22 protein-coding genes are annotated in these 26,613 nt (G+C 28.4%); 21 read left to right on the top strand and 1 reads right to left on the bottom strand.

What is annotated here, in order from left to right:
• Positions 1-5: 5 nt before the first annotated feature.
• From B3630_RS11100 to B3630_RS11075, 6 genes are all read left to right on the top strand, one after another.
• Positions 6-479 carry a DUF523 domain-containing protein gene (locus tag B3630_RS11100; protein ID WP_346898127.1) on the top strand — a complete coding sequence of 158 codons (474 nt, stop codon included), beginning with the start codon at positions 6-8 and terminating at the stop codon, positions 477-479.
• Between the two features lie 22 nt (positions 480-501).
• Positions 502-1,524: an alpha-hydroxy-acid oxidizing protein gene (locus B3630_RS11095; RefSeq protein ID WP_346898125.1), complete on the top strand. Its 1,023-nt coding sequence runs from the start codon at positions 502-504 to the stop codon at positions 1,522-1,524.
• A 250-nt stretch (positions 1,525-1,774) separates the two neighbouring features.
• Positions 1,775-2,671 carry a phosphate butyryltransferase gene (locus B3630_RS11090; protein WP_346898123.1) on the top strand — a complete coding sequence of 299 codons (897 nt, stop codon included), beginning with the start codon at positions 1,775-1,777 and terminating at the stop codon, positions 2,669-2,671.
• Between the two features lie 76 nt (positions 2,672-2,747).
• A complete protein-coding gene (gene iorA / locus B3630_RS11085; RefSeq protein ID WP_346898121.1) occupies positions 2,748-4,514 on the top strand; it encodes an indolepyruvate ferredoxin oxidoreductase subunit alpha in 1,767 nt (588 codons plus the stop codon).
• 1 nt (position 4,515) lies between these two features.
• Positions 4,516-5,091: an indolepyruvate oxidoreductase subunit beta gene (locus tag B3630_RS11080; RefSeq protein ID WP_346898119.1), complete on the top strand. Its 576-nt coding sequence runs from the start codon at positions 4,516-4,518 to the stop codon at positions 5,089-5,091.
• A 270-nt stretch (positions 5,092-5,361) separates the two neighbouring features.
• The gene (locus B3630_RS11075; protein ID WP_346898117.1) at positions 5,362-6,222 is read left to right on the top strand and encodes a hypothetical protein; all 861 of its coding nucleotides are present in this window, start codon (positions 5,362-5,364) and stop codon (positions 6,220-6,222) included.
• Positions 6,223-6,322: 100 nt separating this feature from the next.
• Here B3630_RS11075 and B3630_RS11070 read toward each other — a convergent pair whose 3' ends face one another.
• Positions 6,323-7,813 carry an aminotransferase class I/II-fold pyridoxal phosphate-dependent enzyme gene (locus B3630_RS11070; RefSeq protein WP_346898115.1) on the bottom strand — a complete coding sequence of 497 codons (1,491 nt, stop codon included), beginning with the start codon at positions 7,811-7,813 and terminating at the stop codon, positions 6,323-6,325.
• Between the two features lie 382 nt (positions 7,814-8,195).
• On the opposite strand from B3630_RS11070, the gene B3630_RS11065 reads away from it, so the two are divergent.
• The 15 genes from B3630_RS11065 (at position 8,196) to B3630_RS10995 (ending at position 26,579) form a co-directional block, all read left to right on the top strand.
• The gene (locus B3630_RS11065; RefSeq protein ID WP_346898113.1) at positions 8,196-9,257 is read left to right on the top strand and encodes a tetratricopeptide repeat protein; all 1,062 of its coding nucleotides are present in this window, start codon (positions 8,196-8,198) and stop codon (positions 9,255-9,257) included.
• A gap of 183 nt (positions 9,258-9,440) precedes the next feature.
• Positions 9,441-11,282, top strand: coding sequence for a nucleoside-diphosphate sugar epimerase/dehydratase (locus tag B3630_RS11060; protein WP_346898111.1), 1,842 nt, complete (start codon positions 9,441-9,443; stop codon positions 11,280-11,282).
• Between the two features lie 51 nt (positions 11,283-11,333).
• Positions 11,334-12,650, top strand: a complete 1,317-nt coding sequence (locus B3630_RS11055; RefSeq protein WP_346898108.1) for a nucleotide sugar dehydrogenase — start codon at positions 11,334-11,336, stop codon at positions 12,648-12,650.
• Positions 12,651-12,721: 71 nt separating this feature from the next.
• Positions 12,722-13,921 carry a glycosyltransferase gene (locus B3630_RS11050; RefSeq protein ID WP_346898106.1) on the top strand — a complete coding sequence of 400 codons (1,200 nt, stop codon included), beginning with the start codon at positions 12,722-12,724 and terminating at the stop codon, positions 13,919-13,921.
• 24 nt (positions 13,922-13,945) lie between these two features.
• Positions 13,946-15,091: a glycosyltransferase family 4 protein gene (locus B3630_RS11045; RefSeq protein ID WP_346898104.1), complete on the top strand. Its 1,146-nt coding sequence runs from the start codon at positions 13,946-13,948 to the stop codon at positions 15,089-15,091.
• Positions 15,078-16,178 carry a Gfo/Idh/MocA family oxidoreductase gene (locus tag B3630_RS11040; RefSeq protein ID WP_346898102.1) on the top strand — a complete coding sequence of 367 codons (1,101 nt, stop codon included), beginning with the start codon at positions 15,078-15,080 and terminating at the stop codon, positions 16,176-16,178. The genes B3630_RS11045 and B3630_RS11040 overlap by 14 nt, the downstream gene beginning before the upstream one ends.
• Positions 16,179-16,191: 13 nt before the next feature.
• Positions 16,192-17,484 carry a polysaccharide biosynthesis C-terminal domain-containing protein gene (locus B3630_RS11035; RefSeq protein ID WP_346898100.1) on the top strand — a complete coding sequence of 431 codons (1,293 nt, stop codon included), beginning with the start codon at positions 16,192-16,194 and terminating at the stop codon, positions 17,482-17,484.
• Between the two features lie 10 nt (positions 17,485-17,494).
• Positions 17,495-18,592, top strand: a complete 1,098-nt coding sequence (locus B3630_RS11030; RefSeq protein WP_346898098.1) for a leucine-rich repeat domain-containing protein — start codon at positions 17,495-17,497, stop codon at positions 18,590-18,592.
• A 14-nt stretch (positions 18,593-18,606) separates the two neighbouring features.
• A complete protein-coding gene (locus B3630_RS11025; RefSeq protein ID WP_346898096.1) occupies positions 18,607-19,959 on the top strand; it encodes an O-antigen polymerase in 1,353 nt (450 codons plus the stop codon).
• A gap of 74 nt (positions 19,960-20,033) precedes the next feature.
• Positions 20,034-21,143, top strand: a complete 1,110-nt coding sequence (locus B3630_RS11020; protein WP_346898094.1) for a glycosyltransferase family 1 protein — start codon at positions 20,034-20,036, stop codon at positions 21,141-21,143.
• Positions 21,144-21,159: 16 nt separating this feature from the next.
• Positions 21,160-22,242, top strand: a complete 1,083-nt coding sequence (locus B3630_RS11015; protein WP_346898092.1) for a glycosyltransferase — start codon at positions 21,160-21,162, stop codon at positions 22,240-22,242.
• A 157-nt stretch (positions 22,243-22,399) separates the two neighbouring features.
• Positions 22,400-23,428: a glycosyltransferase family 2 protein gene (locus tag B3630_RS11010; protein ID WP_346898090.1), complete on the top strand. Its 1,029-nt coding sequence runs from the start codon at positions 22,400-22,402 to the stop codon at positions 23,426-23,428.
• Positions 23,429-23,439: 11 nt separating this feature from the next.
• Positions 23,440-24,609 carry a DegT/DnrJ/EryC1/StrS family aminotransferase gene (locus tag B3630_RS11005; RefSeq protein ID WP_346898088.1) on the top strand — a complete coding sequence of 390 codons (1,170 nt, stop codon included), beginning with the start codon at positions 23,440-23,442 and terminating at the stop codon, positions 24,607-24,609.
• 231 nt (positions 24,610-24,840) lie between these two features.
• On the top strand, positions 24,841-25,494 hold the full coding sequence (locus B3630_RS11000) for an exopolysaccharide biosynthesis polyprenyl glycosylphosphotransferase (RefSeq protein ID WP_346898225.1): 654 nt from the start codon (positions 24,841-24,843) through the stop codon (positions 25,492-25,494).
• Between the two features lie 200 nt (positions 25,495-25,694).
• Positions 25,695-26,579: a DMT family transporter gene (locus tag B3630_RS10995; RefSeq protein WP_346898086.1), complete on the top strand. Its 885-nt coding sequence runs from the start codon at positions 25,695-25,697 to the stop codon at positions 26,577-26,579.
• Positions 26,580-26,613: the final 34 nt, after the last annotated feature.

Raw genomic sequence — 26,613 nt, 5'->3', positions numbered from 1 at the left:
ACGAAATGATTTTAGTAAGTGGATGTCTTTGTGGTATTAACTGCAAATATGACGGTAACAATAATTTAAATGAAAAAGTTCTTGAACTTTTAAGACAAGGGAAGGCTATACCAGTATGTCCAGAGCAACTTGGAGGACAGGCGACTCCTAGAGAAGCACATGAGATTGTAAACGGTGATGGGGCTATGGTTATAGATGGAAAATGTAGGGTTTTAGGAAGAGATGTAAGTGATGATGTAACTGCTGAATTTATTAAAGGTGCAGAAGAAACATTAAATATAGCTAGAGAGTTAAAAATTGATACAGCTATTTTAAAGGCAAGGAGTCCATCATGTGGCAAAGGAATTATATATGATGGTACTTTTTCAGGTGGTAAAAAAACGGGTAATGGAGTAACTGCAGAGCTTTTAATTAGAAATAATATAAAGATTTATACTGAAGATGAATTAGATAAATTCTTTGAGGAAAATAATATTTAATTTTTAGTTAGGTGGGGATTTTATGAATTATAGTGATGTTAGAAAAGAAGCTAGAGTTAATTTAAATAATAGCTGTAAAGTCTGTAATGTATGCAATGGAATTGTTTGTGCAGGAGAAGTCCCAGGTATGGGTGGAAAAGGTACTGGAAATGCATTTACAGAAAACATTAGAGCTCTTGAAAGATATAAGCTTAATATGCGCGTAATTCACGATGCTAAGGATCCAGATACAGCTATTGAGATTTTTGGTAAGAAGTTAGATATACCAGTTTTTGCAGCTCCAGTTTCAGGAACTACTCTTAACATGGGAGGAAAGTATTCTGAAGAAGAGTATATTTCTTGGGTTATTGGAGGTACTTTAGATGCAGGTATATATCCAATGGTAGGAGACACAGCAGTAGATACATTTTTAACAACTAATTTAAAAGTGTTAAATGAGTTTAATGGTCAAGGTATTGTATTTATAAAACCGTGGGAAAATAAAAACATAATTGAAAAGATAAAATTAGCTGAAGAGTCAGGAGCATTTGCCGTAGGAGTAGATATAGATGCTTGTGGACTTATAACTTTAGCTCTTCATGGGAAGCCAGTAATGCCTAAAGGAGTAAAGGAAATAAAGGAATTAGTTAATAGTACTAAACTTCCATTTATACTAAAGGGAATTATGACAGTAGATGAAGCATTACTTGCAGTAGAAGCAGGTGTAGATGCTATAGTAGTTTCTAACCATGGAGGTAGAGTTTTAGATGAAACTCCAGGTGTAGCAGATGTCCTTGAAGATATTGCAAAAGTAGTGAAGGGCAAAGTTAAGGTTTTAGCTGATGGAGGAGTAAGAACAGGAGTAGATGTACTTAAATTTCTAGCTCTTGGTGCAGATGCTGTATTAATAGGAAGACCTTTTGTAACTTCATCCTTTGGTGGGAAAAGAGAAGGTGTAAAAACTTATGTTGATGGATTAAAGGGAGAGTTAAAATCTGGTATGGTACTTACAGGATGTAAAGATGTAGGGAGTATAGATAAGAGAATTATATTCCAAAGAAAATAATGGGATAAGTAAAGTTTTTTAATATAATAAAAATTTTTAATAAATATCTTAAGTTGCCTAATTTAAGATATTTATTTTTATTAATTTTAAATAGAAAATACACTATTACACTTTAGCAGTTAAAATTGACTCGGGAAGAATTACACATTATACTTAAAAGTAAGAAAATATAAAATATTATAAAAAAAGTGTTGGATTCCTACTACTTATTTCAATTTTTTCAGTAAACCTATACATAAGGAGTGAAAATATGGTTAAAAGTTTAGAAGAATTGTTAGAATTGGCAAAGAAAAAAGAAAAGAAAACTATGGCAGTAGCTGTAGCACAAGACAGTGTTGTTCTAGAAGCAGTGATAAAGGCAGTGGACATGGGTATCATAAATGCTATATTAGTTGGAAATGAAGATGAAATTAAAACTATAGCAAAAGATTCTAATATAGACTTATCTAGAGTAAGAATAATTAATGAGGGTGACATAACTAAGGCTGCAGCAAAGGCTGTGGAATTGGTTACGAAGGGCGAGGCTAATTATGTAATGAAAGGGTTGCTTGGAACTTCAGATTTATTAAAAGCTGTACTTAATAAGGAAGCAAATCTAAGAACAAATAATATACTATCTCATGTAATGGTATATGATATAAAATCTTATGATAAGCTATTACTTCTTACTGATGGAGGAATGGTGCCATATCCAGAGTTAAAAGATAAAATAGGAATAATAAAAAATGCAGTAACAGTGGCAAAAGCACTAGAGATAGATATGCCAAAGGTAGCACCAATTTGCGCTGTAGAAGTGGTTAATCCATCAATGCAGGCAACTTTAGATGCAGCAGCTCTTTCAGCAATGAATAAGAGAGGACAAATAAAAGGATGCATAATAGATGGACCACTGGGACTTGATAATGCTATATCTAAGGAAGCAGCTCACCATAAAGGAATTGTAAGTGACGTAGCTGGAGAAGTGGATATACTTCTTGTACCTAATATTGAAGCTGGAAACTTTCTAGGAAAGTCTATGACTTATTTTGCTGGTGCTGAAAGTGCTGGAGTAATTTCAGGCGCAAAATGTCCTGTAGTATTAGTTTCTAGAGCTGATAGTGCAAGGTCCAAGCTTTATTCAATAGCATTAGGTAGTATTTTAGTGTAAACAATTATTGGGGGAATGATTGAGTAGGATAGTTAATTAATTTTAAAAAGATAAATTGTAATGGGGGAATGAGAATATGAAAAAGGTTATAATGACTGGTAATGAAGCCATCGCTAGAGGTGCCTATGAATCTGGATGTCATGTAGCATCAGCTTATCCAGGGACACCTAGTACAGAAATATTAGAGAACTTTGCATTATATGAAGGTGTATATGCAGAATGGGCACCAAATGAAAAGGTTGGTTTTGAAGTAGCATCAGGTGCATCTATTGGGGGAGCAAGAGTGCTTACTACAATGAAGCATGTAGGACTTAATGTGGCTGCTGATCCATTATTTACTATGGCATATGAAGGCGTTAATGGAGGTTTTGTAGTTGTAACTGCTGATGATCCAGGAATGCATTCTTCTCAAAATGAGCAAGATAACAGATTTTATGCTCCTCATGCTAAGATTGCAATGGTAGAGCCATCAAACTCACAAGAATGCATTGACTTTATGAAGGAAGCTTATGAAATAAGTGAAAAATTTGATACATTAGTTCTATTTAGGGTTACAACTAGAATATCACACTCTAAAACTGTAGTAGAGGTTGGAGATAAACAAGCTGTAGAAGTAAAACCATATGAAAAAAATATTAAAAAATATATAATGACTCCAGGTCATTCAAAAATTAAACACTATGAAGTAGAAGAGAGGTTAGAGAAGCTAAGACAATATTCTAATACTACAAAGCTTAATAAAATGGAAATGGGCAATACAAAGATAGGTATAATTACTAGTGGTATTTCTTATGAATATTGTAGAGAAGTTTTTGGAGATAATGCATCATACCTAAAGATAGGTTTCTCTTACCCATTACCAGATGAAATGATTAAAGAGTTTGCATCTAAGGTAGAAAAATTATATGTAGTAGAAGAGAATGACCCATACTTAGAAAATTCAGTTAAAGCTTTAGGAATTAGCTGCATAGGTAAGGAAGTTATTCCTATATGTGAAGAACTAAATCCAGACATTATTAGAAGAGGTATTTTAGGAGAAGAAAATAAAATAACTTATACAGCAGACACTAATCCACCTTCTAGACCACCAGTTCTATGTCCAGGATGTCCTCACAGAGGAATATTCTATGCAGTATCAAAACATAAGGATGTAATAGCTTCTGGAGATATTGGATGCTATACCCTTGGTATGAATGCACCACTTAGTGTAACTGACACTGTAATTTGCATGGGTGCCTCTATATCAGCTGGTGTAGGACTGGAAAGAGCTAGTATAGTAGCTAATAGAGAAGATAAAAAGGTATTTGCATTTATTGGAGATTCAACTTTCTTCCATTCAGGAGTAACTGGATTAATCGAAAGTGTTTATAACAATACACCAATAGTAACTGTAATTCTTGATAATAGAATCACAGGAATGACAGGGCACCAAGAAAATCCAGGAACAGGTAAAACCCTTCAAAATAGAGAAGCTCCAATGGTAGATATTGAAGCTTTAGTCCTTGCATGTGGTATTAAAAAGGAAAATATAAAGGTAGTAGATCCATATAAAATAGAAGAAACTTCAAAGGCTGTAAAAGAAGCTCATGATAGCACAGAACCTTTTGTAATTATTACAAAACAACCTTGTGCTTTGATAAAAGATGTATTAAAGAAAAGAGCTAACTTAAAGTGTAAAGTTGATGTAGAAAAATGTAAGAAGTGTAAAATGTGCTTAAAAACAGGATGTCCAGCATTGAAATTCCAAAATGGTGTAGTGGAAATAGATGAAAGCATGTGTAATGGTTGTGAAATATGTAAGCAAGTTTGTCCATTTGATGCTATAGAAAAGGTTGGTGAATAATATGAAGGAAGTAAAAAGTATATTATTTATAGGTGTAGGAGGACAAGGAACTATCCTAGCTTCAAAAATATTATCTGAAGGCTTATTAAGAAATGGCTATGACGTTAAAATGTCTGAGGTTCATGGAATGGCTCAAAGAGGAGGAAGTGTTACTACTCAAGTTAGATTTGGAGAAAAAGTATATTCTCCGTTAATAGAAAAAGGAAAAGCTGATGCCATAGTTGCTTTTGAAAAAAGTGAAGCACTAAGAGCACTACCTTATTTAAAAGAAGGTGGACATTTAATAGTAAATGATTATGAAATTCATCCTGTACCAGTACTAATAGGACTAGAAAAATATCCAGAGGGTGTAAATGAAGCACTAAGATCTACAGCGGAAAATACAGTTATAATTAAAGCTGCAGAAATTGCAAAGGATCTAGGTAATATGAAAGCACAAAATGTTGTATTACTAGGAGCGCTACTTAAAGCCCTAGATATAAAGGATGTAAATTGGGAAGAGGTTGTAGCTTCATTAGTGCCAGCAAAGGCTGTAGAGTTAAATAAGAAAGCTTTAGCTGCAGGAATGGAAGTATAGAGAAAAATCTGAAGAGTTAATTTCATGGTTGAAGCTTGTTCATTATAAGGTTTAGAATAAGTTTCTATAAAATATTAGCTTTACTCTATTATATAGAGATAAAGCTAATATTTTTTATATAAGCAATAAATTTATATGATTTTCATTATTTTCTGATATAATATATTATAATAAAAGTCTGGAAAGTACATCTATGATAATAAGAATATATTAAGTTTAGTGGTTACTATTCATAATTATATAAGTAAATTTACTATGGGAGGATAATTAATGGGAATATACAAAGCACCAAATTCAGAAGAAAAAAAAGCTATAAAAAAATATAGTAAGTTATTTGAAGATATTAAGATATCTGAGCCAGCTCTATTTTTGGGAAATACATATAAAGAGGTAATATTTGAAAAGAAAGGTATTGCCAGCTTAATTGGTAAGAAAAAGGGATATATATATATTGATGCAAATAATAAAGTAGTAGAAGATGAGAAAACAATAATGAGACTAGGAAGAATATTCTTTTTTATGGAAGCATTCTTAAATGATGATAATGGTAGTATAATTAAGGCTCTTCAAAATGAAGAAGAAGTAGAAAAAAATAAAACTGATTTGGAATTAATGATGAAAGGCTTTGAAATCATTGAGAAAATGAATAAAAAATATGATATTGAACATAAGGAAGTTGAAAAGGTTAAAGATATATTATCAAAGCTAATAGAACTTAGAGCTAAAACTAACTTGAAATTACAAGGTTTTCTTAAGATAGTACAGGAAGAAACATCAAAACAGAAATACTTTGATGAAAATATTATTGAAGCATGTATGCCAGCATATAAAGAAGTGATGGCATGTAATTATGAAAAGGTCATACTTATAGCTAAAGGAGCTTCAAGTTATAATTGCTTAAAAAAGGCTGCAGAGAAAGTAAGGAAAAAATATACTATAAGATTTAATATATCTTATACAGATCCATTAATGAAGGTAAACTATATGATGGGTTATTTTGAAAGTTTAATTAGAGCTTATGAAAGCATTATTAACATGTCTTATAATCAGTATGCAAAAAGTATAGTAAATTCAGGAAAAACCAATGCTGAATTTAAATTATTAGAGTTAAGAAATAAGAAAAAAAACTAACAAGGCATTACAATTAAAGATTAATAAAAATAATTAAAGGTATGTATCTGAGAGATATCATACCTTTAATTATTATAATATAATATAAAATTCACATTTATTATTCAACGTTAATAAATACTGCATCCTCATCTTTAACTACATTTATATACTCAACTTCAGGATCTTCAGTACCTTGAACATAAAGACCAGTATCTTTTAGTTGTTGCACATAATCTACAATTTCTTGTGTAATTTTTTCTCCTGGGCATAGTACAGGTATTCCTGGTGGATATGCCATTAGGAATTCACCACTAATCATGCCTACGCTATTTTTAATTCTAACAGAAGTTTTAACGCTGTTGAAGGCTTCGTTAGGAATTTGTATTTGCTCAGGAATGGAAGGGATGTCTATGAAGTCTGCTTTAGCAGTACCCTTGCCATAATAGTCATCACTGATTTCCCTTAAAGCTCTTAAGAGTCTTTCCATGCCCTCTTCAGTATCACCAAAAGAACCTACAATAAGAACATTATATAAATCTGAAAGTTCCATTTGAATATGATACTTGTTTGCTAAAATCATATCCAAATCATAACCAGTTATACCTAAATCTCTACAAGTTATTGTGATTTTTGTTGGATCAAAGGCATATGATCCAGGAACTCCCAAGATTTCTTCACCAAAGCAATAGAAACCAGGAATTTTATTAACTTCATCTCTAACATAATTAGAAAGTTCTATTGTTTTATCTAGTAATTCTTCTCCAGCTAATGCAATTTGTCTTCTAGCAGTATCTAATGAAGCCATTAGAATATAAGAAGGCGAAGTTGTATGCATTAAGTTTAAAACCTGTTTTACCCTTGGAATACTTACTCGTTTAGAGTTAACTTGAAGTAGAGAACCTTGAGTTAAAGCACCAATAATTTTATGAGTACTTTGAGCACAAATATCAGCACCAGCTTCCATGGCAGACATAGGTAAATTTTTATTAAAGTTTAAATGCGGTCCATGAGCCTCATCAACTATTAAAGGAATATCATATTCATGAACGATATCTGCAATTTGCTGAATGTCTGTAGATACACCATAATAGGTTGGATTGATTATAAGAACAGCTTTAGCATCCTTATTAGCTTCCAATGTAGTTCTTACTGTTTCAGGTGTAACTCCATTTGCAATTCCTATTTTTTTATCTAACTCCGGTTGCATATATACAGGGATAGCACCAGCTAAGATAATTCCTCCAGTAATGGATTTATGAACATTCCTAGGAACTATTATTTTGTCCCCAGCACCGACTACAGAAAGAATCATTGCTTGAATAGCGCCGGATGTTCCATGAACAGAGAAAAAGCACGCATCCGAACCGTAGGCATCAGCAGCTAATTCTTGAGCCTTTTTTATAGGACCTGTTGGATGATGATAACTATCTACTAGTTTAAAAACTGTAACGTCAATTTTAAAGGGATTTTCGCCCATGAAGTTTTTAAAATCTATGTCTACTCCAACACCTTTTTTATGCCCAGGAACATGGAATGGAAGAGTGTCTCTATTCACATATTCCATTAAGGCATCAAATAATGGGGTTTCATTTTGGTTTAACTTATACAATTCCATACCCTCTTTCTAATTTATAAAGTATAGAGATATCAATAATATAATTTAATGACCTCCCTATAATAATTTTACTCCAAATATAATATTTATAAAGTTATAAAACAAATTTATTATAGAATAATATTAGTATCAATGCAATAAGATTTTAGTTTATAATTAAATATTTATAATGTTTTACTTATTATATGAGTTATAAGATTATAAATGTATAATAAAGCATATAAATTTTATGTGCTTATTAAATTGTGTTATATAAAATATAAAAAAATTACGAAAATATTACTTTATACAAAAAACAGATGATTAAAAATAAAATAAATGGTAATATAGTTTAGTGGAATAAATTATTAAATATAGAATAGTAAGAAGGTGCATTATGAGTAATGAAAATTATTTTTTAGAAAAACTTGAGAAAATGCTATTTCTTGAAATAAAAAAAAGTAGCAAAATAAACGAATATGTGTTTAAAGATAATATATATCTACCAGTAAATTCAGATAAAATAGTTTCCAAAACTAAAGAAGGAGATGATTTATCTAATATTCCTGTTAATTTTTTTATAGAGGGAATTTTTTATGCATTAGGAGCAGATAAAAACTTTAAATTTAATCATGTATATAAGGAAATAATAAAATCCATTCCTAATAGTGTTAATTATATAAAAGGAAAAATATTTGAGAATATTAAAAATGAAAGGTATGAAGATGGGTATATATTATTAAAAGGATTATTGGAAATTGAAGTTACAACAGATAATTTGAATAAAGCTTTTATTTTAATTGATGGAATGAGAAAAAATAATCTTGTTTTTAAAGAAGAAATTATTAAGCTTATTGAACTTGGGAAAGAGATTAAGGATTATCCACAACCCTATTATTATTCAGCCTTAGTAAGTTATGAAGATAAAGATTTTGAAAAAGCTCATTTTAATATTAAACAATATATATCATTGGGAGGAAATATAAGTGAAGAGGTTGAGGTATTAAAAGAAAATCTAGATATAATCAATTCTTTTGATAAGGGCAAAGAACTTGTATATGAAGAGCCAAAGAAAGCTTTAGAAGTGTTATTACCACTAATAGATGTATTAGGGGATAGTGCCGAAATATTTTATTATATTGCAATTTCTTATAGAATTTTACAAAACTATGAAAAAGCTATATACTATTTAAATGAAGCATTATCTATAGATAGTAACTATGTTCAGGTGTTTAATGAAATGGGAATAAACTATGCTTGCTTGAATGATTTTGAAACCGCAATTAAGTATTTAAGGAAAGTATTTGAGGTTACTAAATCTATAGAAGTATGCACTAATTTAATAATGTGTTATATAAATATTAAGGATTTTAATCAAGCAAAAATACATTTAGATATAGCTAAAAAATTAGATCCAGAGGATGAAATTGTAAAAGAACTTGAAGAGACATTAGGATAATCAAATAAATAAGAATGTATCAATATAATAATATAAATAATTAAATAACATTTTATGAATAACTTTGAATGGAATTGTGTTTATATGTAAAAAACAGTATAATAACTGTGATAAACTTTTGAAATCTGCTGTTAAAACACATTGACCTATTTGATTACCATAATTGATTTAGGAAGTGAAATTATGAAAAAAGAAAATAAAATTATAGTTTTAGATGTAATTCTTGTCATAGTAAGTTTATATTTGGCTTTACTTCTAAAATTTGACTTTAGGATTCAACCTGATTATATAGAGTTTTTTTTACTATCAATAATTCCAGTTGTAGTATTAACTATTTTATTTAACATTATATTCAAGTTGTATAGTAATATTTGGAAATATGCATCTGTTGAGGAACTATTGTCTATAGTCTATTCTATGACAGCTTCTAATATAGCATTTATAATATATGGATATTTTATAAGCCATACTATGTTAAAAAGTAGATTTTTCAGATTCCCTATTACAGTTCATATTATATTTTGGTTATTAAGCGTCATAAGCTTAGGTGGAGTTAGATTTTTATATAGAATCATGGAGAATAACGGGACATATAAAGGGCAAATTAATAAAATAAAGAACTTATTAATTATAGGTGCGGGAGATGCTGGAGCTATACTCATAAAAGAAATAAAAAATAATAGTACCTTGCACTATAAAATTGTAGGTTTGATTGATGATAATGTCAATAAGATAGGTAAGAGAATTCATGGAGTAAAGGTTGTAGGAGATAGAAATAAGATTATATCCTTTTGTAAGCAAAACAAAGTTGATGAAATAATGCTTGCAATGCCATCAGTGGATAAGAATACTAAGAAAGAAATTTTAGATATATGTAAGCAGGTAACAAAAAATATTAAAACCATGCCAGGTATTTATAAAATTATTGATGATAGCATAAATGTAAATCATATGAGAAATGTAAACATTGATGATTTATTAGGAAGAGAATCAATAAAACTAAAATCAGAACATATAGATAGATATATAAAAAATAAAACAATACTAGTTACTGGTGGTGGTGGAAGTATTGGGTCTGAAATTATTCGACAAATAGCAAAATTCTCACCTAAGAAAATAGTAATTCTTGATATATATGAGAATAATGCTTATGATCTAGAAATGGAATTTAACAGAAACTATCCGAAAATAAATAAACAAGTAATTATTGCTTCTGTAAGAGATATGATAAGAATAGATCAAATATTTCATGAGCACAGACCAGAAGTGGTATTCCATGCAGCAGCCCATAAACATGTACCACTAATGGAGGGAAATGCAGGAGATGCTATCAAAAATAATATTTTAGGTACATATAATGTAGCTAAATGCTGTGATAAATATAATGTTAAAAAGTTTGTTTTAATTAGTACAGATAAGGCAGTAAATCCAACTAATGTAATGGGAGCAACTAAAAGATTTTGTGAACTTATAATTCAAGCTTTTAATGAAGTTAGTAAAACAGATTATGTAGCAGTTAGATTTGGAAATGTTCTTGGAAGTAATGGTTCAGTAATACCACTGTTTAAAAAACAAATTGAAAAGGGTGGACCAGTAACAGTAACCCATCCAGAAATAACAAGGTTCTTTATGACTATTCCTGAGGCAGCTCAATTAGTTATTCAAGCTGGTGGTCTTGCAGATGGTGGAGAGATATTTGTATTAGATATGGGTAAACCGGTTAAAATGGTTGATTTAGCAAGAGATTTAATAACACTATCTGGATACAAGCCAGATGTAGATATTAAAATAGAATATGTGGGATTAAGACCAGGAGAAAAGTTGTATGAAGAACTTTTAATGGATGAAGTAGCACTTACATCTACAGAGCACAATAAAATTTTTGTAGAAAAACCTAAAGATGCTACTATAGAATTTATTGAAGAAGCTATAAAACAGTTTAGAAATGTAGATAATATGACTAAAGAGGAAATAATAAAATTGCTTGAAGAAAAAGTTCCTACATATAAAAGAAAGAAAGACTAAGATATGTAACGAATTGTGTAATGTAATAAATTACTAATGGGAGGAACAATTATGAGTCAATTAAAGGAAGAATTATTATTAAAATTAAAGAATAAAACAGCTAAACTAGGTGTAGTAGGTCTTGGATATGTAGGACTTCCTCTAGCAGTAGAAAAAGCTAAGGCGGGATATGAAGTTATAGGATTTGATGTTCAAGATAAAAAAGTTGCTATGGTTAACAATGGAGAAAATTATATAGGTGATATAGTAGATAATGACTTATCAGCCCTTGTTAAAGCAGGTAAGCTAAAAGCAACTACGAATTTTAGTTTCATAGAAGAAATAGATACAGTATGTATAGCTGTACCAACACCTCTTGATCTTTATAAACAGCCGGACTTATCATATGTAGTTAATTCAACAAAAGATGTAGCAAAATACTTAAAGCGCGGAATGCTTATAGTTCTTGAGAGCACAACCTATCCCGGAACAACGGATGAAGTTATAAAACCAATTCTTGAAGAAAGTGGATTGAAATGTGGAGAGGATTTCTTTTTAGCATTTTCACCAGAAAGAGTAGATCCTGGTAATAAGGAATATAATACTAAAAATACACCTAAGGTTGTAGGTGGATGTACACCAGATTGTACTGAGGTTGCAGGAACTTTATACAGATGTGTATTAGATGGAGAAATTATGGAGGTATCTTCACCATCAGTAGCTGAGATGGAAAAAATTCTTGAAAATACCTTTAGAAATATAAATATAGCATTAGCTAATGAAATGGCAATATTGTGTAATAAAATGGAGATTGACATTTGGGAAGTTATTGAAGCTGCAAAAACTAAGCCTTATGGATTTATGCCATTCTATCCAGGTCCAGGTCTTGGTGGTCACTGTATACCACTAGATCCATTCTACTTAGAATGGAAGGCCAAAGAGTATGATTATCATACAAAACTTATAGAGACTTCAGGTATAATTAATGATTCTATGCCAGAATTTGTAGTTGGGAATGTGATGAAGCTTTTAAATGATCATAAAAAGGCATTAAATGGTTCAAAAGTACTTGTTATGGGTGCTGCTTATAAAAAAGATATAGATGATATGAGAGAATCACCAACATTGAAAGTACTTGAGATATTAGAGAAAAATGGTGCGAATATAATGGTTAATGATCCATATATCCAATCTTTCAAACATAAAGGTATCCAATATATATCAGTAGATTGGGAAAAAGAAATTGATAATGCTGATATAGTAATCATTACTACAGACCACAGTTGTTATGACTATGAATTAATGGTTGAAAAGGCTAAGCTCCTTTATGATACAAGAAATGCGACAAAGAATGTTAAAAAAAATAGAGATAAAATAAATAAACTTTAGTATATTTAGGAATTAGATTTAGATACAGTATAAAAAAGTACTGTATCTAAAAATTATGAGGAGAATTACTTATGAATGTATTGATAATATCACATATGTATCCTAATAGTTTTAATGAAAACAATGGTATATTTATACATAAACAAGTTGAAGCAATGCTAGAAGAATTTCCAGATATAAATGTGAAGGTTGTATCACCGGTACCATATACACCATTTTTATTATCATTAGTTTCACATAAATATAAGGGATATTATAATATCCCAAAGAAAGCTGTTTGGGATGGAATAGAAGTATATTATCCAAGAACTATATTTTTACCTAGAAATATAGACTTTAAATCAGATGGAAATAGAATTTATAAAGGAATAAAAAATACAGTAGAAAAGATATATGAGAATTTTAAGTTTGATATAATTCATGCCCATGTAGCTTTGCCAGATGGATATGGAGCTATGTTATTAAATAAATCTTATAATAAACCTTTGTTTGTAACTATTCATGGTCAAGATATGAATTATACGGTTAACTTTAGCAAGGCATGCAGAGATAATGTAATGAAAGTTTTAGAAGCTTCATATAAGTGTATTTTTGTAAGTGATAAGCTAAAGAATGATGCACTTAAATATTCTAAGTCGGGAAGAAACTATGTGGTAATTCCTAATGGAGTTAATGAAAAAGATATTTTAGTTGATAAAAATAAGCAAATACAAAAAGAATTTAAGAATAAAAAATATATTTTGACAGCAGGAAATCTTATTAAGACTAAAGGGATTAATTATATTATAGAGGCTTTTGCTAAAATTCATGGAAAATATGAAGATTTAGTTTTAGTTATTGTTGGACAAGGACAAGAAAGAGAAAATTTAAAAGAGCTTGCTAGGATTAGAGGCGTTGAGAATAAGGTAATTTTTAAAGGTAAAATACCTCATAAAGAATTAATGCAATATATGAATCAATGTTATTTTTTCGTTCTTCCAAGTTACAAAGAGGGATTTGGTGTAGTATATATTGAAGCAATGGCTCAAGAGAAAGTTGTTATTGGTTGTAAAGGTCAAGGCATAGAGGATGTAATTGAAGATAACTTAGATGGATTATTAGTGAATCCAAGAGATGTAGAAGATTTAGTAGTAAAGATGGAGTATATAATAAATAATGAGGACAAAAGAGAGCGTATGGCATTATTAGCTAAGAAAAAGGTTATGACTAAATTTACTTGGAAGAGAAGTGCTATAAGTCTAAAAGAAAAATATTTAGAGGCGTGTAAGTAAAGGAGAAGAGGTGGAATATATAGCATGAAAATATGTATACTAACCACGGGGCATAGTCCTTTTGATTCAAGAATATTCTATAAGCAAGCAAATTCTCTTAAAAAGATATGTGATGATATTACTATAATAGGTCCTTATGATAAGGAATTTGAGATAGTTTCAGGAATAAAGATAAAAGGTATACCTAAACCAAAAGATTTAAAAGGGAGATTTTTTATTTTAGATCTAATAATAGAAAAGGCAATAGAAGAAAGAGCGGATATATATCATTTTCATGATTTTGAAATTATATATAAAGCATTAAAAATAAAAAGAAAATTACCAAATTCAAAAATAATTTATGATGTTCATGAACATTATCCAGATATGGTTAGGATGTCAAAGAAGGTACCCAAACCTATACGAGCATTAACTACACTTATGGTAGATAAAAGTGAACTTTTTATATCAAAAAAGTTTGATTTTATAATTACAGCTGATGAAGCTGTTAAAGATAGGTTTAATGGCATTAGTAAGAGTGTTGAAGTAATACATAATTACACTCAATTTAATGCTATAAAAAACGATTTGATAAAAAAAGAATATGATATTATATATCAAGGTGGAATAACAATAGAGCGAGGCGCTCTACAAATATTAAAGGCAATTAAAATTTTAAAAAGTAATCCTAAGTATGAAAATATAAAGATGGTATTTGTAGGGCCTTTTGGGTATGCTAAATGTAAGGATATATTAATGAAATATATCAGTGATAATGATTTAGAAAGTAATATTATTTTTACTGGGAGAGTAGATCATGATATAGTTAGAGAATATATGTACAAATCAAAAATAGGACTTGTTCCACTATTACCTGAACCTAAATATTTTAAAAATATTCCCACAAAGCAATTTGAATATATGAGTTGTGGTATTCCCGTAATAGGAAGTTATATGCCTCCTATAAAGAGATATATAACAGCATATAATTCGGGCATTGTAATAAATCCTCTAGATGAGGTTGATATCGCTGAAAATATAGCAAAATTACTCATGGATGAAGATTTAATTAAGTGTATGGGGGATAATGGTATAAAGGCTATTTCAGAGGAATTTAATTGGAAACAAGAAGAAGAAAAGCTTATAAATATATATAAAGTTTTAGGAGGAATTAGTAATGAAGAATTTTAATGTAGCTGTTATTGGATGTGGAAGGATATCCTATAAAGGAATAGAGGCAATAGTAAATAATAAAGAAACATTAAAACTAGTAGCAACTTGTGACCCTGTTGAAGAAAAGGCAACAGCGAAAAAAGATGAATATATTGAAAAATTAGGTAAGGATGCAATAGTAAATACATATAAAGATTATAAAGAAATGTTAGAAAAAGAAGATATAGATATAGTGTATATAGTAACTGAAAGTGGATATCATCCAGAAATTGCTATAGATTGTATGAAAAAACATATTCATGTTATAGTTGAAAAACCAATGGCGTTATCAATTAAAGATGCTGATGAAATGATAGCTTGTGCTAAAGAAAATAATGTTAAATTATGTGTATCACATCAAAATAGATTTAATACTGCTATTCAAAAATTAAGAAGTGAAGTTGAAGCAAATAATTTTGGTAAGATGGTTAATGGAACAGCAAGAATACTTTGGAATAGAAATATGGGATATTATGAGCAAGCTCCTTGGAGAGGGACTTATGAACTTGATGGTGGAACATTAATGAATCAATGTATCCATAATATAGATTTACTACAATGGATGATGTGCTCAGATGTTGATACAGTATATGCTCAATGTGATACTTTCTTAAGGGATATTGATGCTGAAGATTTTGGAGCTATACTAATAAGATTCAAAAATGGTTCTATAGGAGTAATAGAAGGAAGTGCTTGTGTGTATCCTACGAACTTAGAGGAAACATTAAGTATTTTTGGGGAAAAGGCAGCTGTTTGCATAGGTGGTCTTGCGGTAAACAAAATTGAAACTTGGAGAATTGAAGGTTCAGAGGAAAGTGAAGAGGAAGTTTTGGCAGCACAAGAAGCAGATCCAGATAGTGTTTATGGATTTGGACATACTTTATTATTTAAAGATGTAGTAGATTCTATTATAGAAGATAGACAGCCACTAGTAAGTGGAGAGGAGGCTAAAAAACCTCTAGAAATAATATTAGCTGCTTACAAGTCTACAGCGACAGGAATGCCTGTTAAGTTTCCATTAGGGGATTTTTCTACTATGGATATGAAGGAAATGAAAAACAAGTAAGTGAGGGTTCACTGTGGGATATAAAAAAAATATAGCGAGTAATTTTCTTACCCAAATTAGTATATCAGTATTAGCTTTTTTAGTTAGTATTATAGTTTCTAGAGTATTGGGAACAGAGGGAAAAGGTATATCTGTATCATTTTTATTGTTTTTTCAAACAATAGGTCAATATGGACATTTTGGAATAACATATGCTACTCCATACTTTAGTAAGAAAACTGAATATACAAGTTTACAGGTGCTAAATAGTAATTTTACATACACAACAATTATATGTTTAATTATATCTCTAACCATAATATTAGGAAAAGGATTAGGGCTTATATTTACTCAATATAGTTATTTTATGGTTATATTAGGGGTATGTATTCTAACATTTACAATGATAGCTGAGTTTTTATCAACTTTTTATATTGCAGATGAAAGAATAGTCGAAGTAAATAAAATCAATTTAAATTCAAATATATTGAAATTAGGTACAATAATTATATTATGGATTACAAATACTTTAAATTTATATACTTATTTATTGATTATTTCATTTCCAGTAATATTTAATTCTATATTTTTAATTAAAAATTTAAAAGTTAATTTTAAATTTGTTTTAAATAAAATATTAATCAAGAAAGAATTAAAATTTGGATTAACAATATATTTAGCTACTCTATTTATATTCATGAACTATAAAATTGATCAATTTTTTATAGATTTTATGCTTGGAAAATCACAACTTGGAATTTACTCTACAGCTGTATCATTAGCAGAGTTGTTATTTATGATTCCAAGTAGTGTATCCAGTGCCATATTGGGAAGACTTTATAATATGAGTAATAATAACGAAAATGAACGTAGGAGGCTTACAAGTAATACTATAAAAGTTACATTTTATATTACACTAGTATTAATGATAATAGGAATGTTTTGTACCACACTTATTCCAATTGTGTATGGAGAAGCATTTAGAGAAGCCAAAACTCCAACTATAATACTATTTATAGGAATTTTATTTGCATCTATAGGTAGGGTTTCTTCTTCATATTTTCAAAGCTCTGGTAAACCTAAAGTTCATTTATACATAACATTTGTAGTTTTTGCTGTTAATGTTGTATTTAATGCATGTTTAATACCTGTAATAGGAATAAATGGTGCTGCCATTGCTTCAAGTATTTCTTATGCAGTGTATGGTATAGTGTATGTGATTATATTTATCAAAAAAGAAAATTTTACATTTGAAGGGTTATTCTTATTTAATAAAGAAGAAATTAATTCAATAAAAGAAATGAAAAATAAAATATTTAAAAAATGATGGAGGTTTTATGTACAAAGTTTTAGATTATATAAAAAATAATAAAAAATCAATTTACATGTCAAGTATTATTGTTATTTTTGTAATACTATTATCAAGTATAGGAATTAATATTGCTAAAAATAGTAAAATCAATATAAAAAAGTATAGGAATGCTGAAGTTATACAAATTGAAGATAAAAAATTTGAAATGGCTGTGCGTAAGGAAATTAAAAAATATATAGGTGAAATTTATGACGTTGATATAAATTCTATTAAAGAATTAAATCTAAAGGATAAAGAAATAAAAAGTATTAAAGGGATAGAAAATTTTACATCCCTTAAGAATCTAGATTTGAGTTTAAATGAAATTAGTAATATAGAAGAAATAAAAGACTTATCTTATATAAAAAACTTAGATTTAAGTTATAATAAAATAGAGGATATTAGTTCTTTAAATGCTTTAAAAAATCTAGTTGAATTAAATTTAGCTGGTAACAATATAAAAAATATTACACCATTAGAAGGTTTAAATGGAATTGTCTCACTAAATTTAATGAAGAATAATATAAGCAATACAGATTCATTGGTAGGTTTAAATAACTTGAAAATATTAAATTTAGGAAACAATAGAGTTAATGATATAAAACCGTTAACTAAGATTATTAGTTTAATTAATTTGGATGTTTCTTACAATTATATGGTTGATTTTACAGGAGTGGAGAATTTGGTAAATCTTATAGAGCTAAAAGCTAATAGAAATGGAATTGAAAATATCAATTCATTAAAAGCCATTACTGGTTTGAATATATTGGAGCTTTCATATAATAATATTAGAAATTTAGAGTTTATTAAAGATAATTATAATCTTCAAGAATTAAATATTTCATATAATGATGTTGATAATTTAAATTCAATTAGAAACTTAGAGAAGCTACAAAAAATTAATCTTAGGTTTACAGAAGTTACAGATGTTTCTATATTAGCTGATTTAGAAAAAATGAATGAATTTTATTTAGATGATGAAGTAGATAGAATGCAAATAATGGAAATGAAGACAAGGTTTAGAAATGCTGATACTAAAACAAAAGAGTTTTTTGTAAATAGCATATATAATGATACTAAGTAAAGGAAGAAAATTATATGATTTTAAAGATATTATTAGTTGCATTTGGACTAACATTAAGTACCTACTTATTTAAAAAGGCAGCTGGAACTTTAAGTATAAGAAAACTTAATATAATTTCATACACATTTTATTTATTTGTGTTACAAACTTATATTGGGGCTAGTTTAGTTTTTTTAGGTGATAGGAAACACTATACAATGAACTATATATTACATGATAAAACAATAAGTACTACTTTTTTCTTTGTATTTCTTACTGCAATTTTATTGCCATTAATGATTATAGCTACACATAAGTTACTAAGAGTTGATATGGAAGAAGTTTATAATGCATATTTAGAAAAAGATACACAAGTGGACCATGAAAAAATTATCTTTTATATTGTACTATTAATAGCAAGTGTATGCGTTTTGATGATGATATTATTACTTATTAAAATTGGATATATTCCTCTTATAAAACTTTTACATGCGGAAGCTGGGTTTAATTTTAAAACAGAAAGAATTATAATTTCTAATACAGTTATAATCAATCAGTATGTAAAGAACATACTTATATTGTCGTTTATACCAGTTACATCATATATATCATTTGCTTATGCAGTAACTACAAAAAAAATAAGATGGATAGTATTATTTATTGTTTTATTTGGATCATCACTTATTGTAAAGACATATAACTTTGCAAAAACACCAGTAGTATTTTATTTATTCACATTTATTATATTATACATTTTAATTAATAATGGTATAAAAAGATTATATATGTATATTGTGGTAGGTGGATTATCGGGTATTATTGCATTAATGTATAAAGTAACAGGATATGTTTTAACGCTATCTATACATGATGGCCCAATAAGTAGGATAATTTTTACTCAAGTAGGAACATTAATTTATCATTTTGATTTATTTCCTAATTCCTTTCCATTTCTTATGGGAAGAAGTATGAGTGGAACAATTACCAATTTACTTGGATTAAATTTGCCACATATAAGGTCAGCTAAAATTGTTATGGCATTTTATGGTTCAAGAAATGTATTTGATGGAATTGCAGGAGTTATGAATGCATTTTTTATTGGAGAGGCATATGCTAATTTTGGAGTCATAGGGGTTTTAACTAGTATTGCTTATATGGGAATATTATTTGGATTAATATACTATATATTTGCAAAAAAAATAAGAAAAAGTGCTTTAAGTGTAGCATTGTTTGCTATATTAACAAGTGATTTAGCTTATGCTACTCAAGGTGGATTCTTTGATTTTATATATAGCTCTAATATAATACTTATAATATTATTATTTGTATTTATCAATTATTCAAGTAAATACTTATATAAATTTATTAATAATAACAGTTTGAATTAGTTGTATTAAAATATAATTATTGGTATATAATTAAAAAGAAAATTTATGATATATTTGGAAAGCAGGATTTATATATGAATAAATGTATAATATACTATCCATTCAAAATTAATAGGGATCATCCAAGTGCATCTAATATAAGACCAATTAATATAATTAAAGGGTTTGAAGATGCAGGCTACGAAGTATCCATTATAGAAGGAAATGGGAAAGAGAGAAAAAATATAATAAATAAAATAAAGATTGAAATAAGGAATGGTGAAAAATATGACTTTGTTTATATGGAAAGTTCTACAGAACCTACTTTACTTACAGAGTCGCACCATTTACCTACACATCCTTTTTTAGATTTTGGATTTCTTAAATTTTGCAAGAATCATAATATAAAAATAGGAGTATTTTATAGAGATATACATTGGAGATTTGACCAATATAAAAAGAGTGTTCCATGTATAAAGAAAATGGTTGCGTATACATTTTACTATTATGATTTAATTAAATATAGAAATATTATTGATGTGTTATATTTGCCATCCGAAGAAATGGAAAAATATATTCCTTTAAATTTAAAGAAACCTGTAATACCACTACCTTCAGGGTGTGAACAAAAATTATTAGACAATAGAGATCTAATAAAAGGTTCAACTATAAAATTACTATATGTAGGTGGATTAAGTAAAGAATTATACAATATAGAGATGATAGTTAAGGCTATCTATGAGAATGAAAAATTTGAATTAGATATATGTTGCAGATCCGATGATTGGGAAGCAAACAAAGATTATTATCAACAATATTTAAATAATAGAATACGTGTAATTCATAAAAGTGGAAGTGAGCTTGACGAGAAAGCGTTGAATGCGGATATTTTTTCCTTGGTAATAGAGCCCACAGCATATTGGGAGTTTGCCATGCCAATGAAGTTATTTTCATATATATCTTATAGAAAGCCAATATTAGGTATTAATAATACTGCTTGTGGAAAGTTTATAATTAATAATGGAATAGGATACACTACTGATTATAATTTTGAAAGTATAAAAAGTATATTAAATTATTTAGAAAAAAATTATCTTATAGAGTATAATGGTAAGTTGAAAAATTTAGAGGTTGCTTACAATAAAAATACATGGAAAGCAAGAGCAAGTGCAGTTATTAATAGTTTATACCAAAAGCAGACTTAAGATAGAAGGAGTAAATATGAGAATTTGTTATTTATCTGATGCAAATAGTGTACATACTAAGAAATGGTGTTCTTTTTTTAAAGATCTAGGATATGATATTCATGTAATATCCTTAAATAATGGAGATATACCTGGAGTAACAGTTCATAGCTTTAATATTGAGTCAGAAAAAGTAGAAAAAGAAAGTTTATTATATAAAGTTGAGTATTTTAAGTTTATTGCTAAGGTTAGAAAATTAGTGGAAAAAATTAAACCAGATATTCTACATGCTCATTATGCTACTAGCTATGGTTTTCTAGGTGGATTAACTGGATTTCATCCCTATATTATATCCGTATGGGGAAGTGATGTTTATGAATTTCCAAAGAAAAATATAATATGTAAAAAGTTCTTAGAGAAAAACTTATCAAGAGCAGATATAATTTTGTCTACTAGTAAAGCTATGGCAGAGGAGACTAAAAAATATACATATAAAGATATACAAATTACCCCCTTTGGAGTTGATATTAATATATTTAAACCATTTGATAGTAGATACAAAGAGAAAGAAAAAGTTATAATAGGTGCAATAAAAACTTTTGATATTAAATATGGTATAGAGTATTTAATTAGAGCTTTTGGTGAATTATGCTATAAATATCATAATATAGAGCTTCAATTGGCTGGAAGAGGCCCCTTAGAAGAAAGCTTGAAAAAACTGTGTAAAGAATTAAATATAGAGGATAGAGTAAAGTTTTTAGGATATATTGATCAAAAAAAAGTTGTAGAAAATTTTAATAAATTCGATATCGCAGTAATACCTTCTTTATTTGAAAGCTTTGGAGTTTCAGCAGTAGAAGCTCAAGCTTGTGGAACGCCTACTATCGTAACTAATACGGGAGGATTGCCAGAAGCTACGAGTCCTAACAATAGTAGTATAGTTGTTGAAACAAAAAATGTGAGTCAATTAAAAAATGCTATTGAAAAATTAATACTAGATAAAGAGTTAAGAAGAACAATGGGGGAGTATGGAAGAAAATTTGTTGTTGAAAATTATAATGTATTAGATAATTTTAATAATGTAAATAATATATATACTAGTGCTTTAGAACTTAGATAGTATAGGTTAATATTTTAGTTAAAGCATAGATTAGCATAGTAATACATTAAAAGAGATATTATTTTACTTTGCAAAAGAAAAAGATTTTACTTCATTTGATATAAATAGAAGACTAAACAGAGTTATACAATAAATTAATTATTTAGGACGTGAAAGTATGGAATTTACTAAAACAGTTTCTGTAGTAATACCCTGTAGAAATGAAAAAAAGTATATTGAAAAGTGTATTGATTCATTTTTAAAACAAACTTATCCAAAAAATTTATATGAAATATTGATATGTGATGGTATGTCTATAGATGGAAGTAGAGAAATAATAAAAAAGTATGAAAGTAATTATGAAAATGTAAAATTAATAGATAATAAAGAACTGACTGCACCTAAAGGTATGAATTGTGGGATAGAATACAGTAATTCTAACATAATAATAATTTTTGGATCCCATGCTTATGCTGATGAAAAATTTGTAGAGAACAATGTAAAGTTGTTGTATAAAGATATGGAAATAGGTTGTGTAGGTGGTCCAATAGAAACAGTAAGTGAGAATGAAGTTGGGCAAGCAATATCTCTTGCTATGAGCTCGCCTTTTGGCGTTGGAAATGCACTTTTTAGATATGCTCAACATGAAGTATTTGTTGATACTGTAGCTTTTGGAGGTTACAGGAAAGAAGTATTGAATGAAATAGGATATTTTGATGAGGAATTAGTTAGAAATCAAGATGATGAATTAAATTTTAGAGTGATAAAAAATGGATATAAAGTATTATTATCGCCATGTATTAAATCAGTTTACTATAGCAGAGGCTCTTTAAAAAAATTGTGGAAACAATATTATCAATATGGATTTTGGAAAGTTAGAGTTATGCAGAAGCATGGTAAAACTGCATCAATAAGACATTTAATCCCTATGATGTTTGTATTAGGAAATATTTTAGGTATTTTATTAAGTATGTTATTTAAGCCAATATTCTATATATGGATAAGTGTATTAGGAATATATATAATAAGTGATTTATTTGAATCCTTTAAAATTACAAAACAAAAAAGAAAATTATTCAAATATGTATCCATAATATTTCCTATATTACATATTAGTTATGGAATTGGATTTTTAGAAGGACTGATACATTTTTATTTATTTAAATCAAATAAAAATATAAGTAAAAATACAGAAATGTCAAGATAAGGAGAATTTATATGTATAAAAAAAGAGAAACTTTTTTACCTTATGCAGTGCCACTAATTGATGATGAAGATATAAATGAGGTTGTAGAAACATTAAAATCAGGCTGGGTAGCTAAAGGACCAAGAACTATAGAATTTGAAAAGAGATTTGCAGAATATACAGGCGCTAAATATGCTGTTGCTATGAATTCTGCTACAGCTGCATTACATATTGCTTTGATAGCTGGGGGAGTTAAACCAGGAGATGAAGTTATAACAACTCCAATTACTTTTGCAGCTACAGCTAATACAATAATTCATGTAGGAGCAACTCCTGTATTTGTAGATGTAGATCCAGAAACATTTTGTATAGATGCAAATAGGATAGAAGAAAAGATAACAGATAAAACTACTGCTATAGTTCCAGTACATTACACAGGTCATGCTTGTGATATGGATAAAATTAGAGCTATAGCAGAAAAATATGATCTTTTCGTATCAGAAGATGCAGCTCATGCAATTGATACTTTTTATAAGGGTGATTTAATAGGTAAAAAAGGTGATTGTGCATCCTTTAGTTTCTATGCAACTAAAAATATATGTACAGGTGAAGGTGGAATGCTTACAACTAACAACGAAGACATAGCTGAAAAAGCAAGAGTAATGTCAACTCATGGTATGAGCAAAGCAGCATGGAATAGATATGGAAAAGGTGGAGCTTGGAGATATGATATAGAATATCCGGGTCATAAGTATAATATGTTCGACATCCAAGCAGCTCTTGCGAAGACACAAATGAATAAATTATCTGCAATGCAAGATAGAAGGAAAGAAATTGTAAAGAAATATGAAGAAGGCTTTTCTGCACTTGATGGAATTAAACTTCCACCAGAAGCAGATTATACTACTCATTCTTGGCATCTTTATGTAGTAAGACTAGAGCTTGATAAACTTACAATTGATAGAGATAAGTTTATAGAACTTATGGGAGAAGCTAACATAGGGACCAGTGTTCATTTCATACCAGTACATTTAATGAGCTATTATAGAGAGCATTTTGATTATAAGGAAGGGGATTTCCCAGTAGCTGAAAGTTACTTTGATACTATACTGTCATTACCATTGTATCCAAAGATGACAGATGAAGATGTTCAAGATGTAATTAATGCAGTTACACATATTATAAGTAATTACCATAAATAAATATAAAAGTTAAAGGATCTAGTTTTTATATAGAATTAGATCTTTTAATTTATAATTTAACAAAAGAGATGAAAAATAGTTAAATTTGTATGAAATATAGGCATAAATATATATATTTATATTACAAATTCACATAATATAGATATGTAATAATAAATTCATAATAATTTAAAAATATTTTTTTTATGAAATAAATGATATAATAATTTTGTGTTCGTACAAGGAGGAATTATTTTGGAAAACAATATAGTAATAGATATAAAGGAAAAAATAGAGAATAAAAAAATTCAATTTGGAGTAAAAAGATTTTTTGATAGTATATTATCTTTTATAGGTATAGTGATATTACTTCCAATATATTTAGTTATTGCTATAGTAATAAAACTAGATAGTAAGGGGCCAGTATTATTTAAGCAAGTTAGAGTAGGAAAAGATAGAAGAAATTTTACCATATATAAATTCAGAACTATGGTAGTATCAGCTGAAAGTAAGAGAGAATTACAAATAGACCCAACTAATATGGATAACTTTGTATTTCAGAGTAAGAGTGATAATAGAATCACAAAAGTAGGTAGTTTTTTGAGAAACACAAGCCTTGATGAAATACCGCAACTGTTTAATGTTTTATTTGGACATATGAGCTTAGTTGGACCAAGGCCTGAAATACCTGAAGTTGTAAAATATTATCCAGAAAACTATTATCAAAGATTATTAGTATTACCTGGAATAACAGGACTTGCACAAGTTAGTGGAAGAGGAGAAATAGAATTAGGAAAAACTATTTACTATGATTTAACTTATATATGTAACTTTTCTATTTGGTATGATATAAAAATATTATTTACTACTTTTTTAAAAGTATTTAAGAGAGAGGGAGCTTTTTAAAGATAGAATAGAAATGATTATTTTAGGTGTATACAAGGTTATATACTAAAAGAAAACAGATGTAGTTACAAAGAACAATAGCGCGAACACAGCTATAATAATGATAGCTATAAATAAATATAGAATTAATTTGTGATGTACCTTTCATATATATTAAAATTTTAGTATACATGTTGATTTAGTAGGGGAGGGGTAAAATCATGGACAAGAGTAGCAATAAAATTAAGGGGATTTTTTATATTGCAATAGCATCTATAGCCTTTGGGATAATGCCCATTTTAGCAAAGCTTGCATATAAGGGTGGTGCAAATGCAATAAATACCTTAGCTCTAAGGTTTACTTTTGCATCAATAATATTGTTTATATATATAAAAACTAAAAAACTTTCACTTAGGGTAAGTAAAGAACAAATAAAACTTATATTATTTATGGGAGTGATAGGATATTCTATGACATCTATACTATTATTTATATCCTATAATTATATAGATGTAGGTATAGCAGGAATGATATTACATACATATCCTTTAATGGTTATGATTTTATCCATAATAATATACAAAGAAAAATTTAAATTAAAAAAGTTTTTATATTTGATGGTAACTACTATAGGTGTATTTATAATGTTAGATATTAAGGTTGGAAGGATTAATACTATTGGAGTAGTATTGGTGTTGTTATCTGCATTATGTTATGCTATATACGTTCTAGGTGCTTCTAATGATAAAGTTAAAAATATAGATAGTTATGTTATGACATTCTATATATCTATTATTTCAGCAATAGTTGGAAGTACTACAGGAATTGTTACTAATAGTTTTAATAATCCAATTAATTTTTATGGAATTATATCTATATTGTTGATTGCATTTATATCTACTGTTGTTGCATTAATGGCATTTCTAAAAGGAGTAAAGTTAATAGGTCCCACTAATTCAGCTATTTTTAGTGCCTTAGAGCCTATAGTTTCTTTAGTTTTGGGAGTGATTATTTTAGGAGAATCCATATCTTTTAAAATAATAATTGGGAGTACTATTATTATTTTAGCTATGATTGAATTGGCTAAGGATACTATTAGGAATTAGGAAGATTGTATCAGTGTAATTTGAAAAACTATTC

This window comes from Clostridium sp. UBA7503 (assembly GCF_002477055.1).
Classification (GTDB): domain Bacteria; phylum Bacillota; class Clostridia; order Clostridiales; family Clostridiaceae; genus Clostridium_J; species Clostridium_J sulfidigenes.
Note: the sequence above shows the minus strand (reverse complement) of the source record. Positions and strands in the feature narration are given on the sequence as shown.

Bases quoted from the DNA above. Each gene is read 5' to 3' on its own strand.
- B3630_RS11100 (WP_346898127.1), top strand. From the start codon at position 6: ATGATTTTAGTAAGTGGATGTCTTTGTGGTATTAACTGCAAATATGAC.
- B3630_RS11095 (WP_346898125.1), top strand. From the start codon at position 502: ATGAATTATAGTGATGTTAGAAAAGAAGCTAGAGTTAATTTAAATAAT.
- B3630_RS11090 (WP_346898123.1), top strand. From the start codon at position 1,775: ATGGTTAAAAGTTTAGAAGAATTGTTAGAATTGGCAAAGAAAAAAGAA.
- iorA (WP_346898121.1), top strand. From the start codon at position 2,748: ATGAAAAAGGTTATAATGACTGGTAATGAAGCCATCGCTAGAGGTGCC.
- B3630_RS11080 (WP_346898119.1), top strand. From the start codon at position 4,516: ATGAAGGAAGTAAAAAGTATATTATTTATAGGTGTAGGAGGACAAGGA.
- B3630_RS11075 (WP_346898117.1), top strand. From the start codon at position 5,362: ATGGGAATATACAAAGCACCAAATTCAGAAGAAAAAAAAGCTATAAAA.
- B3630_RS11065 (WP_346898113.1), top strand. From the start codon at position 8,196: ATGAGTAATGAAAATTATTTTTTAGAAAAACTTGAGAAAATGCTATTT.
- B3630_RS11060 (WP_346898111.1), top strand. From the start codon at position 9,441: ATGAAAAAAGAAAATAAAATTATAGTTTTAGATGTAATTCTTGTCATA.
- B3630_RS11055 (WP_346898108.1), top strand. From the start codon at position 11,334: ATGAGTCAATTAAAGGAAGAATTATTATTAAAATTAAAGAATAAAACA.
- B3630_RS11050 (WP_346898106.1), top strand. From the start codon at position 12,722: ATGAATGTATTGATAATATCACATATGTATCCTAATAGTTTTAATGAA.
- B3630_RS11045 (WP_346898104.1), top strand. From the start codon at position 13,946: ATGAAAATATGTATACTAACCACGGGGCATAGTCCTTTTGATTCAAGA.
- B3630_RS11040 (WP_346898102.1), top strand. From the start codon at position 15,078: ATGAAGAATTTTAATGTAGCTGTTATTGGATGTGGAAGGATATCCTAT.
- B3630_RS11030 (WP_346898098.1), top strand. From the start codon at position 17,495: ATGTACAAAGTTTTAGATTATATAAAAAATAATAAAAAATCAATTTAC.
- B3630_RS11025 (WP_346898096.1), top strand. From the start codon at position 18,607: ATGATTTTAAAGATATTATTAGTTGCATTTGGACTAACATTAAGTACC.
- B3630_RS11020 (WP_346898094.1), top strand. From the start codon at position 20,034: ATGAATAAATGTATAATATACTATCCATTCAAAATTAATAGGGATCAT.
- B3630_RS11015 (WP_346898092.1), top strand. From the start codon at position 21,160: ATGAGAATTTGTTATTTATCTGATGCAAATAGTGTACATACTAAGAAA.
- B3630_RS11010 (WP_346898090.1), top strand. From the start codon at position 22,400: ATGGAATTTACTAAAACAGTTTCTGTAGTAATACCCTGTAGAAATGAA.
- B3630_RS11005 (WP_346898088.1), top strand. From the start codon at position 23,440: ATGTATAAAAAAAGAGAAACTTTTTTACCTTATGCAGTGCCACTAATT.
- B3630_RS10995 (WP_346898086.1), top strand. From the start codon at position 25,695: ATGGACAAGAGTAGCAATAAAATTAAGGGGATTTTTTATATTGCAATA.